Origin of the sequence: Fibrobacter sp. UWEL (assembly GCF_900142535.1) — a bacterium.
GTDB lineage: Bacteria > Fibrobacterota > Fibrobacteria > Fibrobacterales > Fibrobacteraceae > Fibrobacter.
The window spans coordinates 1-17110 of sequence record NZ_FRBE01000018.1; the positions used below are offsets into that span (position 1 = coordinate 1).

The 17110-nt window shown below is 46.8% G+C and carries 19 protein-coding genes; 15 read left to right on the plus strand and 4 right to left on the minus strand.

The features are described 5' to 3' along the window. Nucleotides 1-738: hypothetical protein (locus BUB59_RS11170; protein ID WP_143160359.1), on the minus strand; the 738-nt coding region annotated here is incomplete at its 3' end. Nucleotides 739-894: 156 nt separating this feature from the next. On the opposite strand from BUB59_RS11170, the gene BUB59_RS11175 reads away from it, so the two are divergent. After that, on the plus strand, nucleotides 895-1323 hold the full coding sequence (locus tag BUB59_RS11175) for a hypothetical protein (protein ID WP_143160360.1): 429 nt from the start codon (nucleotides 895-897) through the stop codon (nucleotides 1321-1323). A gap of 14 nt (nucleotides 1324-1337) precedes the next feature. Here the strand turns inward: BUB59_RS11175 and BUB59_RS11180 are convergent, their stop codons facing one another. Further along, nucleotides 1338-1667: a hypothetical protein gene (locus BUB59_RS11180; protein WP_143160361.1), complete on the minus strand. Its 330-nt coding sequence runs from the start codon at nucleotides 1665-1667 to the stop codon at nucleotides 1338-1340. A 274-nt stretch (nucleotides 1668-1941) separates the two neighbouring features. On the opposite strand from BUB59_RS11180, the gene BUB59_RS11185 reads away from it, so the two are divergent. The 10 genes from BUB59_RS11185 (at nucleotide 1942) to BUB59_RS11235 (ending at nucleotide 9425) form a co-directional block, all read left to right on the plus strand. Then, nucleotides 1942-2289, plus strand: a complete 348-nt coding sequence (locus BUB59_RS11185) for a hypothetical protein (protein WP_073229982.1) — start codon at nucleotides 1942-1944, stop codon at nucleotides 2287-2289. Beyond that, the gene (locus BUB59_RS11190) at nucleotides 2286-2519 is read left to right on the plus strand and encodes a DUF1016 N-terminal domain-containing protein (RefSeq protein ID WP_073229984.1); all 234 of its coding nucleotides are present in this window, start codon (nucleotides 2286-2288) and stop codon (nucleotides 2517-2519) included. The genes BUB59_RS11185 and BUB59_RS11190 overlap by 4 nt, the downstream gene beginning before the upstream one ends. Before the next feature lie 259 nt (nucleotides 2520-2778). Further along, complete coding sequence (locus BUB59_RS11195; protein WP_073229986.1) at nucleotides 2779-3084, plus strand: type II toxin-antitoxin system RelE/ParE family toxin; 306 nt, start codon at nucleotides 2779-2781, stop codon at nucleotides 3082-3084. Further along, entirely contained in the window at nucleotides 3071-3424 is a 354-nt protein-coding gene (locus BUB59_RS11200) for an addiction module antidote protein (protein ID WP_073229988.1), read from the plus strand. Before BUB59_RS11195 ends, BUB59_RS11200 begins: the two co-directional genes overlap by 14 nt. A 237-nt stretch (nucleotides 3425-3661) precedes the next feature. Then, nucleotides 3662-4222: a DUF1016 N-terminal domain-containing protein gene (locus BUB59_RS11205; RefSeq protein ID WP_073229991.1), complete on the plus strand. Its 561-nt coding sequence runs from the start codon at nucleotides 3662-3664 to the stop codon at nucleotides 4220-4222. A gap of 113 nt (nucleotides 4223-4335) precedes the next feature. Next, on the plus strand, nucleotides 4336-4857 hold the full coding sequence (locus BUB59_RS11210) for a hypothetical protein (RefSeq protein WP_143160362.1): 522 nt from the start codon (nucleotides 4336-4338) through the stop codon (nucleotides 4855-4857). A gap of 60 nt (nucleotides 4858-4917) precedes the next feature. Continuing rightward, nucleotides 4918-5886, plus strand: coding sequence for a Fic family protein (locus tag BUB59_RS11215; protein ID WP_073229995.1), 969 nt, complete (start codon nucleotides 4918-4920; stop codon nucleotides 5884-5886). Beyond that, nucleotides 5883-7010 carry a PDDEXK-like family protein gene (locus BUB59_RS11220; protein ID WP_073229997.1) on the plus strand — a complete coding sequence of 376 codons (1128 nt, stop codon included), beginning with the start codon at nucleotides 5883-5885 and terminating at the stop codon, nucleotides 7008-7010. The genes BUB59_RS11215 and BUB59_RS11220 overlap by 4 nt, the downstream gene beginning before the upstream one ends. A 381-nt stretch (nucleotides 7011-7391) precedes the next feature. After that, nucleotides 7392-7994 (plus strand): hypothetical protein, encoded by a 603-nt coding sequence (locus BUB59_RS11230; RefSeq protein WP_234980032.1) that lies wholly within the window; start codon nucleotides 7392-7394, stop codon nucleotides 7992-7994. Between the two features lie 375 nt (nucleotides 7995-8369). After that, nucleotides 8370-9425 (plus strand): hypothetical protein, encoded by a 1056-nt coding sequence (locus BUB59_RS11235; protein ID WP_073230001.1) that lies wholly within the window; start codon nucleotides 8370-8372, stop codon nucleotides 9423-9425. A gap of 62 nt (nucleotides 9426-9487) precedes the next feature. On the opposite strand, the gene BUB59_RS11240 is transcribed toward BUB59_RS11235, so the two are convergent. Next, nucleotides 9488-10633 carry a polysaccharide deacetylase family protein gene (locus BUB59_RS11240; protein WP_159433365.1) on the minus strand — a complete coding sequence of 382 codons (1146 nt, stop codon included), beginning with the start codon at nucleotides 10631-10633 and terminating at the stop codon, nucleotides 9488-9490. Between the two features lie 118 nt (nucleotides 10634-10751). On the opposite strand from BUB59_RS11240, the gene BUB59_RS11245 reads away from it, so the two are divergent. Continuing rightward, nucleotides 10752-10934, plus strand: a complete 183-nt coding sequence (locus tag BUB59_RS11245) for a hypothetical protein (protein WP_073230005.1) — start codon at nucleotides 10752-10754, stop codon at nucleotides 10932-10934. 24 nt (nucleotides 10935-10958) lie between these two features. Here BUB59_RS11245 and BUB59_RS11250 read toward each other — a convergent pair whose 3' ends face one another. Next, entirely contained in the window at nucleotides 10959-11966 is a 1008-nt protein-coding gene (locus tag BUB59_RS11250; RefSeq protein ID WP_073230007.1) for a helix-turn-helix transcriptional regulator, read from the minus strand. 107 nt (nucleotides 11967-12073) lie between these two features. On the opposite strand from BUB59_RS11250, the gene BUB59_RS11255 reads away from it, so the two are divergent. The 3 genes from BUB59_RS11255 to BUB59_RS11270 all read left to right on the plus strand — a co-directional run bounded on the left by BUB59_RS11255 (nucleotide 12074) and on the right by BUB59_RS11270 (nucleotide 17036). Then, nucleotides 12074-12439: a hypothetical protein gene (locus BUB59_RS11255; RefSeq protein WP_073230009.1), complete on the plus strand. Its 366-nt coding sequence runs from the start codon at nucleotides 12074-12076 to the stop codon at nucleotides 12437-12439. Nucleotides 12440-12441: 2 nt separating this feature from the next. Further along, nucleotides 12442-13179 carry a hypothetical protein gene (locus tag BUB59_RS11260; protein WP_073230011.1) on the plus strand — a complete coding sequence of 246 codons (738 nt, stop codon included), beginning with the start codon at nucleotides 12442-12444 and terminating at the stop codon, nucleotides 13177-13179. Between the two features lie 1232 nt (nucleotides 13180-14411). Continuing rightward, entirely contained in the window at nucleotides 14412-17036 is a 2625-nt protein-coding gene (locus tag BUB59_RS11270; protein ID WP_073230015.1) for a carbohydrate-binding protein, read from the plus strand. Nucleotides 17037-17110 lie beyond the last annotated feature (74 nt).

The following is a 17110-nucleotide window of genomic DNA, read 5'->3' on the forward strand; positions in this document are numbered from 1 at the left end:
TGAGGGTTGTATCGGTAGTTTTTCTGGACATGAAAGTCCCCTTTCCGCCCCGTTTTTAGAAATTGAAAGCGGACATTTTGACCTGAGGAAGGGGGGAATATCAAGCGCATTTGGGTCACCTAACGCATAATCTTTCAGAAACATATCATTTTTGTGGTGTGTTTCTGCTAATATTATTTTTGGCCTGATTAATTTAAGTATTTCGTACAATAGGTTTTCCTGCATGGATACAACAGTATTTGCTAGATTTTTATCTTGGGAGGGCTTCTTGCCATCGTATTCTACGGTTTCAACGCAAAATAAATCTAGCCAGCAAAAAGGAAGAGGCTTATTAGCCTCTATGGGGTCTTCTAAAACCTCTCTACATATTTTTCTGTTGAATTCCCAAAAGCCTTTTCTATTTTGAGCTCCACCATAAAGTGTGAAGTCGTCATAGCGGCATATCTGACAAATATTCCTGACTTCGTCCTCTTGGGCATTGATAAATTCGTATAGATTGAAGTGTTTGTATAATGGGTTGTTGTTTCCGCAACTATCATACCAAGCTCTTCCATACCATGTAGATGTTTCTTGGCCAAGAATCACTAGCCTGTGGTTGAAATATTCCTGTGTAATTCTTGGAATCAGTGGAATTGAAAATTTTTCCAATAAATCTTTACCAAGAAGACTACACGTCCTTGTAAAGGTTGAATATGCAAGGTGATTTATTTCTTGTTGAAGTTCATCAAGTTCATTCATAATCTGAATATAATATTAAATGAACTGCGAAGTACTTACTTGTGTCATAAAACCCTAGACCCTGGCCTCGTGCGGGGTCTTGTTTTTGACACTAAAGTGTCAAAAATAAAGAGTATTTTTCCTGGATGGATTAAAAAAGTTCTAAGGAGAAGTATTATGAAGAAGATTGCCCTTTTAATCGCAATGGCCGCAATATGCGCCTTCGCTGGCTGCAAGAAGGAGATAATTCACAAGCCAGAAGTCCCTCCTAAGCCAAGTTCTGATGGGCTGGCGAGTCTTTGGGGCGGTGGTGGCGAAGAAGCCCAGGATTCTATCTATTTTCGAAGGGGGAACGATTATCAATTATTCGTTGTCAATAAATACGGATCGATTCATCATTACAAGAGAGTCCGCAAAGGGTATGATACTTATGAATGCGGAATTCCCAATTATGGAAGAAATCCTGGTTCCTGCAAGGTCATTGATGAGGATGGTGTGATTGTTGATCGGGAATCGTATGAATATGATCGCCGTTCGAATTCAAATCCGTTGGATGTGAAACTCCGTGAGCTATATAAAAAGGCTAAAGCCGAGTGTCGAGAGTAATCATTTTGTTGACGTCAACAAAATGATATGCTTGTCGCGTCTTTTTTATTTCGAACAATAAGACTCTCAACACTGGTGAGAGTTTCTAACGATCCTTGGTGTATTTCCTGGCGAGTCTGACGCCTCGCCAGTGGACGAACTTGTCGTGGGCTATCCATATGGGCGCAATGATTGCGTTCGCCAAAAGTTCCAAAATAAATAATGGAACCAGAAGAATGTAACGCAATATGTCCTTGAGGATGTTCATGCCTTGAATGTAAAAAAATAGAAGATTGTTGTGTTGGTGTCTGGTTTTTTGACAGTAAAGTGTCAAAATCTTTAGTTATATTTACTCCGTAGTTCATTAATCCCTGCGACAGTCGACATAGGCTTGCGTAAGTCCGTACATGCATTCGCGGCAGGGTACATTAACCATCTAGTTGATGTTGTTGGATAGCTGGCAGGAACATGACCTGCTCGAGAATGCGGCCTGGCCGCATCAAGTAACGCCGAGGAAGGCCCTCGCCAACAATAAAAGCTGGAACATCTCCAAAACAAAATAAATAGACATAGCCAGAATTGGTTATGGTTAATTCATAATTCCGTTGAGAAGGTATTGAACCCTTTTAAGGAGAAAAAATGAAATTCGCTCCAGCTACAGACCAGTATGACTTGCAGGAATATCTTGCGCTGCCGTTTGTGTATTTTCACGGAACGTTGCAGAAAAAATTTGAAACAGACTTGTGTCTTGTTCAGGCGGGGATTGTTCCGCCTATGGGAATTAGCGTTGTTGAGGTTGAAGGTGTTGACGAACCGTGTGTCGCATTTCTTTGGCACTATGAAACGATTAAAGTTGAATGCATTAAAGACGAACGAGGCCGTTATGCATTGTGGAATGGTTATCGTGGATTGATAGTTGCACAAAGCGACCGAAAGTACATGCATGATGCATTAGACAAGTTCATTGACAAGGTGCTTATTCTATGACGAAAGTGGTTTCTTTTGCTGATGTCATAACAAAAAAAGGTTACAAGGACCTTCCAAAATGTGAGACGCTGTCTCACAAATTGACTTGGAGTCATTATTTTGAAATTTTAAAGTCTGATTCTGAACCAGAAGATATCGTAAGCCGTTATCAACTCTACTTGCCAAATAGGGATGAACTGCAACGAGAACTAGAGAAACTCTTGGGGGCGGAAATGGATACTGAATCCTAAAACCCAAGACCCTGGCCTTGTGCGTGGTCTTGTTTGACAGTAAAGTGTCAAAATTATTGATTATATTTTGATCATGACAAAATGTTTTCGCGACTGCGGTATGGCGTAATTGCCTAAAGAGTTCCGCGACGAGGACGCCTTCCCTTATAAAAATGCTAGGGGCGATTGACCCTAGAATAGATTGGTCATTTTACATGTATGTGTAAAGTGATGTTCTCTTGACAATTTGTATCCTAATAGATACATTTAGGAGGTCGCGGTGTACACGGTTGAAAAGACAGAGAAGTTCCTTATGTGGTATCAGTCATTAAAAGACGTTCAAGCGAAGCAAAGAATTTTCTCTCGTCTAGTAAGAATTGAACTTGGAAATTTAGGTGATGTAAAATCTGTTGGAGAGGGTGTTTTTGAAATTCGAATAGATTGTGGGCCAGGGTATAGAATATACTATGCCATGCGGGGACAAACGGTTATTCTTCTTTTGTGTGGTGGAGATAAGTCTTCGCAGCAAAGAGATGTTGAAAGTGCTAAACTGATGTGGAAAGGACTTGAAAATGAAAGTAAGTAAGCTTGATCTGTCTGAACTGTTGGATAGTGAAGAGGTGATTGCTGGTGTTTTAAATGATGCCTTGCAGTCGAACGATTCCGCTGTCCTCATGAGAACAATCGGGTATGTTGCGAAGGCTCGGGGTGTCGCGCAAATTTCTGAAGCGACAGGATTGGGCCGAGAAAGCCTCTACAAGACCCTTAGCGAGAATTCCCATCCTCGTTTTGAGACGATTCTAAAAATATTGAATGCTCTGAATGTTCAGATGACGATTGTTCCTAAGAAGATTGCTCATAAAAAGCCCCTGGTTGTCGCTGAAACTAAGGCCGCTTATGTTGCACATCGGCGCTTAAAACCCTAGACCCTGGCTTCGTGCGGGGTCTTGTTTGACAGTAAAGTGTCAAAATCTTTAGTTATATTTATTGTATCAAGATAATCCTTCCGGCGGCGTTGCAGGCCTTGGTGCGGGAACCATCGGCTAGCCAGGTGACGAATCTGGTGTCGCAGAACGGGGAGGCGATTAATTCTTGCAGAGGGCGAAAGACCGAGGGGATACAACCACCTAGTAGCGCTGCGAGACGATTCCCAAGTCATAGAAATGAAAAAGCAATCAAAGGAGATTGTCTCTTTTGCCAAAGTAGTTGCTAATAAGAACTATAAGGATCTTGTATCTAGCATTGGCGAGCTGCTTGCAGAAAATCGTAGAAGGGCCTTGCAGACTGTAAACGAAGCCCTGGTACGAACGTATTGGAATATTGGCCGGCATATTGTAGAGTTCGAACAGAAAGGAAATGTCCGGGCTTCTTACGGCGACCAGCTTCTTGTTCGATTGTCCAAGGATTTGACGGTGGCCTATGGCAAGGGGTTTAGCAGAAGCAACCTATTTATGATAAGGCAATTTTATGTACGTTTCCCAAAATTCCAGACAGTGTCTGGAAAATTGAGCTGGAGCCACTACGCCGAGATTTTAAAGTCTGATTCTGAACTTGAAATCGGCTTTTATGCCAAGCAATGTGAACTGGAAAAGAGCAAGAATGGAATCCAACTTCAAAAGCCTGAAGATATTGTAAGCCGTTACCAACTCTACTTGCCAAATAGGGATGAACTGCAACGAGAGCTAGAGAAACTCTTGGGGGCGGAAATGGATACTGAATCCTAAAACCTTGATTAAATTTCCTACAATATATGACGCAAAAAGACCTCGCTTCTTTAATAACAGAATTTCAAGGCTGCGACCTCTGCAAATCCTTTGGTCCGTCTATTCTTGAGAATATGTCGTCAAAGAAAGACAATGGTGCAGTCTTTCCGCCTTATGTCCCTTTTCTTGGGGATAGGTTTAGGGAATGCGGGATTCATTCAACTGATTTCGAGACGCACTATCCGCTGAATTCAGGAAAGAAGGATGTGAATCCTGACTACGGAATGGGTAAGTTTCCAAAAGAGGAACGGGAGGCTTATTGGGCATTGAACGACGCCCTGGTGGAGCAGGAGCTGATGGTTGTACAGCCTAGAGTTGTATTGAGCTTCCGTGGCCGTAAGCTGAAAAAGTTGAATGAACTCTCAAAGACGCTAGGCTACAAGCTTTTTGCCATTAACGATCCTGCATGGATTCTTCGTGGCGGCTCGGGAAAACTGAAACCCGGCGCCTCATGGCATAACGAATACGATCGCCTGGACGATTCAGTACGAAACCTAATCGATAGCTATATCGGTTATCTGCAAGACCAGTATGTGTGCAAGGCCGAAGGCGTCAAGGCTTATCTGGCGCATTACTATAATGTGTTTGAAAATTGAAGTTTTTTGCCGTTTGGCGGTGTAAATGTGTATATTTATAACGAAAAAATGGCGGTGTAAATGCTTTCCGAAAATTTGAAAAAGGCTGCGGCGAATAATCAAGAACTTTTGGCGATGCGTCCTCTTCCAAAGGAGACTCTCAAGTCTTTGCGAGAGTTTTATCGTGTTGGATTAACGTACTCAAGTAATGCTCTCGAGGGCAATAGCCTTACGGAAACGGAAACGAAGGTCGTGATTGAGGATGGTCTGACTGTCAATGGCAAGCCCTTGCGCGATGTTTACGAAGCTGTTGGGCATGCCAAGGCTTATGACCATATTCATGAACTGGCGAAACGCAAGACTCTTGAAGAATCTGATATTTTGAAGCTTCATCAGCTTTTTTACCAGCAGATTGATCCTGAAAATGCGGGAAAATATCGTTCTGTCCCAGTTTTTATAAGTGGTAGCCACTATACGGTAACGCAGCATCAAAAGATTGCTGCCGAAATGAAGAAGTTCGTCTCTTGGTTCAATAAAAACGAACAGAAACTTCATCCCGTTGAATTCGCAGCCGAGGTCCATAAAAGATTTGTCTTTATTCATCCGTTTGTTGATGGCAATGGCCGCATGGCCCGCTTGTTAATGAATTTGGCCTTGCTTCGCGGTGAATACACCATTGCGCTGATTCCTGCGATTCGTCGTATAGAATATGTGGGCGCTCTTGAGGCTGCCCATGCTAATGAGAATGTCTTTGTTGATTTTGTTGCCGATTGTGTTGTTGCGACTCAGATGGACTTGTTGCGACTGCTGAAAAATAGTGGCGGTGTAAATGCTACTGGCGGTAAAAAGCAAAAGAAAAATGGCGGTGTAAATTTACACGAGAAGATTCTTGCAGAAATTCAAAAGAATCCGGGTGTTAACGCTCCTGCTTTGTCGTCAAAACTTGAATTGGCCCTGCGTACTACACAGCGTTATTTGAAGTCTTTGATTGATGATGAAAAAATAGAGTTTAGAGGCGCTCCGAAGAACGGTGGCTATTTCGCAAAATGAATAAATCCGTAGTAGATAGTTTCTTTGCCCGGTTGCGGGCAATCAGGGAAAAGTACCGACCCCTGGAGGAAAATGTTGAAAACACTTTCAACATCTTCAATGTTCTTGGATTGTACAATCGCGAGCTGAAACATTCTGCGTTCATTGCGGAATTGCTCAATCCCTGCGGAACCCACAAGATGGGTAATAGGTTCTTGCGCCTGTTCTATAAGCGGATTGGGGTTGAGTACGATGGGCTGGTTTCCGTGTTGACGGAATTCCCTTTTCAGGATGGCCGAATCGATATCTATGTCAAGGCGATTGATGATCCGAGTAAGTCGCTGATTATTGAAAACAAGATTGAGGCCGAAGATCAGGATAGGCAGCTTTGGCGTTACCATCAGTTTGATCCCGAGGCTAAATTGCTTTACCTGACTTTGAATGGCAAGTGCGCGTCTGCGGCAAGTTTGTTCGAGTTGACGCCCGCGGATTATCTGCCCGTGGGCTATGATTCTCTGATTGTGTCATGGCTTGAGGATTGCCTGGAAATTGTCGGGGACATTCCGGTGCTCCGGGAAATTATCAAACAGTATTTGAATTTGGTGAAACAGCTGACGGGGAAAACCTTGATGCAGGAAGAAAAGATGGATATTGCGAAGCTTGTTTGTGAAAATGATGAATACCTTGGGCTGTTCTTTCACCTGATGAACAATCAGAATACTATTTATCAGAAGCTTATGGATCGCCTGTGGGATGAAATCCTTGCCGCTGCAGAGGCTGTGGGCTTTAAGGCCTCCAAAGATCGGCCCTTGCAACAGATTTATGCCCTGATTACTTTGGAGATGGATTCTGAATACACGGTAGTTTTGGCCCCGCAGAAGGAAAACTTCCAGGATTTGATTTTCGGCATTCATTGTAAGGGGAAGAAGGATGACATTCCCGTGGAAAAGCGGAATGAAATTCGTGAGAAGTTCGCGAAGTCCATTATGGTCCCCATGCAGGAAGCGACTCCAATCGTGCATAACTATTGGACTCCTTACAAGCATTGGTCTACGGCCCAATACGAAAAAGTCCTGAATGGAACCTTCAGGAATGATCTGGTGGAATTGCTGAAAAAGCTCAAGGCTTTGATTGAATCGGTTTGATTTGACATCTCTCCCGGAATTGCGTATATTTATTCTGTAATTCATTAATCCCTGTGACCGTCGACATAGACTTGTAAAAGTCCGTACGTGCATTCGCGACAGGTTCCCACCAGCAACAACAGCTGGAACATTCCAAATAGAACAAAATGGATGTAGTCGAGAAATTGGCTACGTGTTTAACGTTAATGACTGAAAGGGGACAAAAATGCGAATCCTAGACAAAGACTATTACAAAAGACTCTATGCAGAGCCCGTCCTTGGAACAATTCTTCGTACTCCGCCACCGGATTTTACTGAACTAGACAAAATCTGCGAGGAGTTTGAGAAAAGTGTAGAAGAAATGCATGTTAGAGAAGGTTTCCTTCCTAAAAAGGAGAGGAAATGATTGCATCTATCGAAGTTTTCGATACCCTGAAATACTCTGTAGAGCACCTCTTTGACAACGAAATAAATAGTTTGCTTGTTGAAAAATTTGAAACATCTCCGAATGCTAGGGGGCTGGAAATTTATCTAAGGCATTGCGCAGTTTCTGATGAAGTAGAACATCTCAGCAGAACGTACTTGATAAAGGATCGTGTAACAGAAGAACTCGCTGGTTATTTTTCCTTGAGGACTGGTTTAATCACGAGACCTGTTTCTGGATCTTCTTTTGATTCTGTTCCTGCAATTGAACTCTCAAATTTTGCTATGGATTGTAACTACAAAGCTCGGCATACGGGAGAAATGCAACATCTTGGCGCTTATGTATTCAAATATTTTGTTGTTCCAACGGTTAAAGCCGTTGCTGAATTGATAGGTGTTAATTCATTATACATATATGCATTGCCTAGTGGGCGATTGATGGAACATTATGAAAAGATGGGCTTCCTGCGTCTGCCTCCTGACGAGGAAATGTTTGTTCACAATCATGTAAAGCCTAAATATGACAATGGTTGCGTTTTTATGTATCAAGTTTTATCTCTTAAGAACCGTTGCTATTCGTAATAGCCTTAATAGAAGACTGCGAAGCTTAAACAGCTTTGTTATAATTTTTTTTACGATGCTATTGTATAACATCTGTATGATGGATGTTGTATTTCTTTTTGACGCCGTCTTTTGTACGAAAAAAATGTCATTGACATTTGTCTGAAATATTATTCTTTTTGGCCCGACTTTGTACAACGTAGTACGAGTTGACCACATACTTTACGATCCGTTAGGAGGATCCCGTGAAAAATTTTACTGCCATGGCGCAGAGCGTAGCTGCTCTGCGTAATGTCTCGACTTATGCCAAAAGGCGTTGAAAAAAGAATTGGTTGTTTTGCTCGATTAGTTTATACACAAACTCACTTAAGGATTCATCAATTAAAAAAGGAGATTATGATGAAAAAATCCTTTATGTTCATTCTCGGCGCTGCAGCACTCTTTACTGCATGTAGCGAAAGTTCCACTGCAGAATCCATTGCTAACGCATCCAACGATGCTGCTGACAAGGCTTCTCATGAAGTTGCTCAGGTTGAAGAACTGAAACTCCCGATTTTCTTCTTCGGCGAAAATGGTGAACGTCTCACCATTGATGCTGCAAGTGGTAAAAAGGTTGCCAAGGTTATGAACCGCGAAAAGCTGGTTGTTGCTGATGCGGAAGCTTTTGATGATCTTTTGGATTCTTATGCTCAGCGACTGAAGAGCGACAAGGCTTACTATGAATCCATTGAAAAGCCCGGTGACTATGCTTGTACTGCAGAATACTTGGCTGCGACTGCTGATTACGAATCCGTAAGCACTGAAGCTGGCGAAGTTCTCCTGGATGACAAGGTCTTGTTTAACGACTGCGTCTATGCCGGTGATTCCAAGGCTCTCAAGAAAACCTATACTGATGCATCCGAAATTGATTCCGTTTCCTACTATACCATGGGAAAATACCGTGTAGTTGGCCGTTCTCGTATTATGGATTTGACCAACCCGGGTTATTCAAGGTGGCGTAATGGCTTCTTTCAAACTTGGGCATTGAGTTATGTGAGCTACATGGGCCACATGATTTATTACCCTGTGCCTGCAACGTCTGTTAAGACCGTGGGTCGTCTTGTAAGGAGGTGTGGATATAACACCTTTAACTACAATACTCGAAAGTATGATATTGTAAGCTGCGATGCTGGCTTTAATAGCTCCTGGATCGGTTACGGTGTAGACCATGTAGATAATCGTGTTGATGGTGAAGAAGGTACTGAAGATGTTGGAATGAAATATAAGTTGAATGGCTCTTCTAACAATACCGGTATGGCAGCCGCTGCCAAGCATGTCGTGACTTATGGATCTAATGTCCTTGTTACGTTCTCTGCATTTAATATTCCTACCCAGACCATGGCAAAGGATGTGATTAAGAAGTATGTTGAACCTGTAGAGAACGAACCGTATCTTGAAGAAATCGAATACTAGTTTTCCTCCAACTCGATAACAAAAGAGTCTCCTTCGAAAGAAGGAGACTTTTTGTTTTGAAATTACTTCCCGAAAACTTTAATAACGTGAACGTCTCTGTTTTGCTTTAGATGCTTTCCGTTCAGGTCGTATATTTTATTACTGGCTTGTGTATTCTCGCGGGGTTGTTTATTTTGCCTCGGGGTGCCAAGGCCTAGAGTGGATGCCTTGCGGATGGTGGCGCTGAGGGCGGTGAATTCAAGGGTGTAATTGCCTTGGGCGTCGGGGGCGATTTCCTTGCCGCCTTGCACCAGGACGATGTTGTCGTTTGTGGTGAAGCCTGCTTCTTTCAGGAAGTCGTCGGTGAGCTTGACTTTCAGGGGGATGCTTTTGGGCATGTGCTGGTGGGGGAGTTCCCAGCTGACTTTGTAGCCTTCGCCGTCCTTGATTGCTTCGGCTTTGTCCAGGGTGAAGTGGGCTCTGTGATAGGCGCCTACGGTGCTGAAGGGGGCGGTCCACAGGTTGTTTTCGAGGGCGCGCTTGAAGGCGCTCTTGATGTCCGCGGGGGTGATGCTCATGCCGCCTTCGTCGGAGACACCGTGATTCAGGAGGACTAGCCAGGAGCCGCCTTTGACTTGCACTTCCCAGGGGTTGGCTGCGCCGAAGTCGCCGATGTATGCGGCGGTGTCCAGGGCGCTCAAAAGTTCTGCGGTGGCGGTTTCGGAGGAGTTCCAAACGCGGGAGGCCATGCCCAGCCACTTGGGTTCCGTATCCCAGTCGTTACGGCCATGCCAGCCACAGTCGCGGTTGATGAATTGACGCTTGTCGATTTCGGCGGAGACTTTTTCGTTGTTGTTGCAGTAGGGGGTGGCTACTGCGGTGACGTTTACTTCGGCGCCATTGTCTGCCATGACTTTTTCAATCTGGTCGGCAAAGTCAGTGATTTCTGTTTTCAGCTTGTCGTCGCTCTGGTCGGGGAGCTGCAAGTGTCCATCGGTGTGGTTGCCGATTTCGTTACCCATCTTGGCGAGTTTTGCAAAGCCTGCGCCTGTTGCCGTGAGGCGGTTGCCGCCCATGTTGGAAAGGAAGAAGGTGACCCTGACGTCGGTCAGTTCTTCCAGAATGGGGGTGAGGTTCTTGATCTGGTCGTCCATGGCGTCGTCGAAGGTAAAGCTTGCGGCGCCTACGTGACCGTTCCAGGGAACGGTGGTGAAAGGAGTTGTTGCCATAGCGTTCCCCGCCAAACCAAAGGTGAATGCGCAAATAGTTGCACCAAACAATGTTTTTGAAATATTCCTAAAATCCATATGTGAATAATAGCATTTGATTTTATCTATCTTTACGCACATGAATAACTCTGTTGATAATAAGTCTGAATTAGAAGCAGAGAAGGCTAAGAATACCTCCTCTGATCGTGTTAAGAGAATGCGTGGCTGGCTGGGTATTAAGAGCGCCGTGGAAACCCATAACCTTGGTGGCGGCGGGGAGCCCCTTATCGAAGTGGATGCCCCCAACGGCTGGAACCGCTAAGACTTAATCGGCTTTGTTTCTCGTTTAATTTTTGGTGCGGTGCCTGTTGGCCAGGTCCAGGGCCTGGTCACGAATTTCGTCTCGCAGCCAGTCGGGTTCCAGAATTTCGATGTCGTTGACGCTGTGGCGCATGATCCACATGAGTAACTGGGTGCCGTTGCACACTCGCATGGACATGTAGAGTTTGCCCTTCTTCACCTCGAAGGATGAGGAATGGTGGAAATCGTCATCCTCCACGAATTTTCGTTTGCTCAGGGGGAAGGAGACTCGGATGTCGATGGGCTCGTCGTCATCGTCGAACAAGTCCAGGTCGGATACTTTCTTCTGAAGCTTGTCCCAGGTTTCCTGGGAAATGGTAAAAGTTTTCCTGCTCTTTGCTACGTCCAGGATGCGGTTCAGCTTGATGGCGTATATGGCCAGGGGATCGCCGTGTCTGCGGCATGCCACGTAAACGGAGCTCTGGTATACCACAATGGCCAGGGGGAGCCTTTCGGATTCTTTGCCCTTCTGGTCGTAGGTGGTGGTGATCATGTGGCCTGTGCGGATGGCGTCCAGGATAACCTTCAGCTTTTCGCTGGCGGTGTCGTCCATTTCCACAGTCTTGCCCATATACAGGACCTTGGAGCTGATGTCCTTGAAAATGGACTTTTCTTTTTCCTGCTGGGCAACGGGCAAGTTGTCGAAGGTGCGCTGGGTCAGTTCCTCGATCAGGTCGCCGGTACCGGGATAAATGTGGGAGACGCATCGCAGGAATACGAACTTCAGGATTAGCTCGTTAAAGTCGGGAATGTCGAACTTGTTGAATACCACAAGCCCCAGGCGGTAAGTTTTTCGGGGCGCCTTTCCCTCGCAAATGACCACGGACCCGGGCATGTCCGTAAGGGCCTTCAGGTCTCTTTCCACATTGCGCCGCTGGTCCTTTGGCAAGTTTAGGGCGGCCATGAGCTGGCTCACGGAATAGCTGGTTTTAGGGTGCTGCACCATCTGGATCAGCAGGCTGATAATGCGGTCGCTTTTGCTTAAGTCTTCCATTTTAGCCCCTTTTTCGCCTGAAAAACAACGCGACAAACTGTGTCGCATAGCTAATCTACATTATGCTCCGCAAAAGGGAAATCCCCCTTGGCAAAAAAGGAGTAGTCATGAAGCTAAAAGCCGTGGTAAATATGATGCCCATCGAGTTCATGCGTCTTCAGGACGAAAACCCTCGAGAGAAGTACCTGTATAACGAAGATGGGGATTGCCGCACCTACGTGAAGATTGGCGGAATCAGCACCGACCGTGTTGCGCCCCAACTTTTGACGAGCCCCCGCCCGGCCACCTACGTGATCGAGCTGAAGGAAGGCCTGGGTTTCGTGCGATATCGAATGGATTTGGACGTGCGCTTCGGATGGAGCTTCTTCCATATCCTGGCCATCTCCGAAGACCCCTGCGACTACGACAAAGCCTTCGGCAAGCTACACAATATTATGCTCCGCTACATGTATCAACAAGGATTCATATCATGAGAATGTTTCAGCTTTTGAAGGATAGTGATCCCTCCCGCAGCAACGGGACGGAGATCGTTGTGTCTATGAATAAGCCCGAAGGTGATTCGCCCTTCCGCGGGATTGAAACGTTGGGCTGCCGCGGGGAAGGTACGTCGGGGAACCGCGGGATTGAAACGTCGGGCCGATTTCAGGTGACTGTCTTTAGCAGGTTGTTTAAGACGGAGTCCGCTGAAAAATGCCTGGAAGTTCTGGAGCGTGCGTGCTCTGACGGGAATACAGTATCCCTGGATTATAATGATGTTGCGTCCCTGGCAGGAATGTACGGCCATATGGTCTATGAACGCCTGGTGTTCCGCGACACGTCCAGTGGCCCTCAAGTTGATTGCTCCGATGCTCAGGTTTGCCGCGGGTCGTCCAGTCACCTTTCGGGGAGTTACGCTCCGGCGGGCCGCGCCGCGGGTGATGAACATCGGGTTAGCCGCACCTCGGGTGATGGCGCTCTGGTTAGCCGCGCCCGTCAGGATGTGGATGGCTGGTTGCAGCAGTTGCCTCGGGTGGAGTCCTGCATTATCGTGGTGGAACACGGTGGGGATTTACTGCTCCGCCAGTTCAGTGAAATCATGGACCGCATCAATGAGGTCATCTGTCCAGATGACTTTGACACCGCGGAAAATATCATCTGTATGGACTTGAAGGGAGATGTCCCTCCGGGCACCCAGCAAGTCCACCTCTGGTATGTAGAGAAGGAGGATGTCTAGCGGGTCGTTGAACGTCGGGCAGGCTGGGCAATGTCGGGTCGGCGGAATTAGGTCGTTGTAAAATGTCCGTTTTCGCAAAATGCTAGTGCAAATCGGGATTAATCCTCGGATCTGCACTAGCATTTTTAGTTTGTCTGAGGTGTTTTGGCGGGTGGTGCGCCTGAACGCTAGTACGAAAAAGCTGAAAATGCCAGATTCGCACTAGCGTGCGCTGCTGTGAGGTGGCCGCTGGGCGAAAATACTAGTGCAAAAATACGGGAATGTCGATTTTCGTACTAGTCCGTAAAGCCTCGCTCATGATGCACTAGTGCAAAAATGCGGAAAATGTCGGATTCGTACTAGTATTTGCCACCACAGGGCTTCCGTCAGACGAAAATACTAGTACGAATTCCTGAAAAACGCCGGATTTGCACTAGCTTTCCGCCGATTTACGCTTTTTTACCCGCGATTGCGCTGCCCGCTGCACCCCACTTGCGATCCGCCCGCTTCACCCCGCTTGCGATCCGCCCGCTGCACCTTCTCAAAAACAAGGCGCTGCCCGCGCCCGCGTAAAGCAATAGCCTGCGAGAATAATCCCGCAGGCTGTTGTTTTAAGGAGATGATGTTATATAGAGAGAGGCTATCGCACCGCTTTCGCGATACGCAAGGTAATGTCGTCGAGCTGTTAGTGGAATCCTCCTACAGACCCCGTGTATTAGCCAGGTAATAACCTCGACAAAGAATATAGCCATTTTGAAATTGCCAAAGTAGTGTTTCCCCGAAAAAACTTTGTTTTTCAAAAATTCGTTGATTATTGTCACGGTTTTTCCTCTCTTCCATTTTAGAATAGGCTCCTGAGGGAGCCTTTGTGCTATCTGCAACTTCCTGGTGTATATTCTTGATAAGACTTTTTTGGTAACGCCAAGAAGGATGCCGCCCACGAGTCGATGGGGCTGTGGGGCATAAAGGCTGAAGCAGGCGATGCTAGAGTTGACCATGTTTTTTTGGTGTCATGGTCAACCGCAGTTAGGTTTGGACTGTGTTTGGGCTAGCGTCAGCGGGTACTTCTGTTGAGCCGGGCATCCTTCTTGGTGTTTCTTTTTCCCGCGAATTCTCGCCAGATTTGGAGGCGTCCCGTTGACAAGTTGTCCACGGGATGTTTTTTTGCGCTATTTCATTTGCTCCTGCCGAAACATATCTTTACTCATGTTGGTTTGTTCGGCCAGTGGTGTGGCCGGAAATTGTGAGGAAATATGGTTTTTAAGAGTATGGTCAATAAGGCTGCATTGTGCGCTGCCTTTGGCTTGGCAAGCCTCTCTCAGGCTGCTGTTCAGGCAACCTTCTATGTAGCTCCCGATGGTAGCGATGCTGCCAAGGGAACCAAGGACGCTCCCTTCAAGACAATTACAGCAGCCCAGAAGGCTGTTCGTGCCATTAACGGCACCATGACCGGCGACATCGAGGTGATCCTTCGCGAAGGTACCTACCAGCTGGCAAATACCATCAATTTTGACGAAAAGGACGGCGGTCAGAACGGCCATTACGTGCGCTATAAGGCTGCCGATGGCGAAAAGCCCCTGATTACTGGCGGTATGCCCATTACGGGCTGGACCATTCACGACGAAGCTAATAACATCTGGAAGGCAGAAGGCGTAGAAGGCCGTTTCCGCCAGCTGTATGTGAACAACAAGAAGGCCGTTCGCGCTTGCTACCCCAATATGGCAAGTGAAATTGACCATGATTTCAAGCGCCTCACTAAGGTGGACTCCGCGGGCCGTGCCTTTGATGTTTCTACCGACGATGTGAAGATGATTAAGGATGCGGACAATGTGGAAATCCACTTGATGATCGCCTGGTCCGAAAACATCCTCCGTCTGGAAAAGATCCAGAATAATGGCGGCACTTCCAAGCTGATCCCCAAGGATCCTGAACGTACCAAGCTGTTCCATCGTGCTTATCCCATGCTGGGTACCGCTTTCATGAGTAACCCGCCCAAGCAGCAGGCTTACTATCTGGAAAACTCCTACGACTTTATTGACGCTCCGGGTGAATGGTTCCTGGACGAAAAGGAACATGTCCTTTATTATAAGGCCCGCGAAGGCGAAAACATGGGAACCGCCAACGTCGTGGCACCCCGTATCAACACTCTGTTCAACGTTCTGGGCAAGGACACCAAGAATAAGGTGGGCTACATGGCTTTCGAAGGCTTGTACTTCGGCCACACCAACTACCTGCGCCCCAGCGACGAAGGCTTCCTGGATTTGCAGGCCGCCAACTTCAACGTGGATGTGCTTTCTGACCCCGAACGTGGTGGCCTTGGCACCTTGAACAGTAACAAGTATTTGCTGTGGCGTCCGGATGCTGCGTTCCGTGTTGAAAATGCCCATCACTTCAAGGTGCAGGGGAACGTTTTCTCCCAGCTGGCTGCAACTGGTCTTGACTTTGTCTCCGGTACTAACGACGATATGATTCAGGGCAATGCCTTCTTTAATATCGGTGCTGCCGGTATCATGATCGGTAAGTTCGCTCAGGACTCCACTACCGAAATTCACGAAGCTTACAACCCCAGCGACAAGGAAGAAATCAGCACTCGCGATACCATCAAGAATAACCTGGTCAACAACGTGACTACAGAACACCAGGGCGCTGTAGGTATTGGTGCCGGTCTTCCGCGCTATATCGAGATTGTCCATAACGAAGTTTCCTATACCAACTATTCTGGTATTTCCATTGGTTTTGGCTGGACAAAGAAGGAGACGGCCATGACCAATAACCATGTGAACTGGAATGAAATCCACCATATCGCCCGCTTGCTCTGCGATGCAGGCCCGATTTACACCCTGTCCAACCAGGGTACCGGTAGTGAAATCCAGTATAACTACATCCACGATAACACCACCTCCAAGTGGGCTGACTACTGGAATGTGCCTATTTATCTGGATGAAGGTTCCAGCGGCTTTACCGTCAAGGAAAACGTGTTCAAGAATGCCGCAGGTGGCGTAGGCCAGAACCAGGCTGGTACCAACACGATTAACCAGTCCAGCGATTACTGGAATCAGAATACTGCAGACAATGCAGGTATCGAAAAGGACTTCAAGAAAATCAAGGAAATTACCGAAATCCCGCTGCCGGACTTCTCCAACACGGTTCCTCAGGCTCCCTTTAACGGCGTGGTACACTCCATTCCGGGTACCCTCCAGCTGGAAGACTACGATGAAGGTGGCCAGAGCGTTTCCTTTAGCGATAAGGACTTCGTCAACGAAGGCAACGTCTATCGTGAAGATGGCGTGGATGTGGTTGGCCTGGGCTGCGCCGATACCTTGAATACCGTAGATTGCCAGGGTTATGCAATTGGCTATACCAATCCGGGCGAATGGCTGGAATACACCGTAAACGTCATTCTGGAAAGTGAATATGTGTTCCGCGCCAATGTGGCCAGCGGTCTTGATGTGGCAAGCTTCCGCCTCTATATGGATGGTGAAGCCATTACCGACACCATCGCTATCCCTCAGGGCGAAGACTGGGTGACCTACGGCTATGTGGAAGGCAAGACTGCCAAGCTGCCTAAGGGCGAACACGTTCTCCGTGTGGCAATCACCGGTACTTACGGCAATCTGGACTGGATTCAGTTCGCCCTTACCGAAGACGAACTGAATACCGATGGAATCGTCCCGGGTGCTACCCGCTTCCAGCTGGATATGGATGTAGCTAACGTCGGTGCCTACAAGATCTATAACTCTCAGGGCCGCCTCATGGGTTATGTCAACGCAACATCTTCCCGCGAAGCCCGCGATCTTCTCCGCACGAAGGTCTTGGATTCCGGAATCTACATGGTGAAAACACCCTCCGGTTCCTCCTTCCGCGTGAACGTGAAGTAAGATCCCTGCGATTCTGCTTTAGTGTTATCCCGAGGTTCTCCCTCGGGATTTTTTAATCACTAGACCTTGGTTAC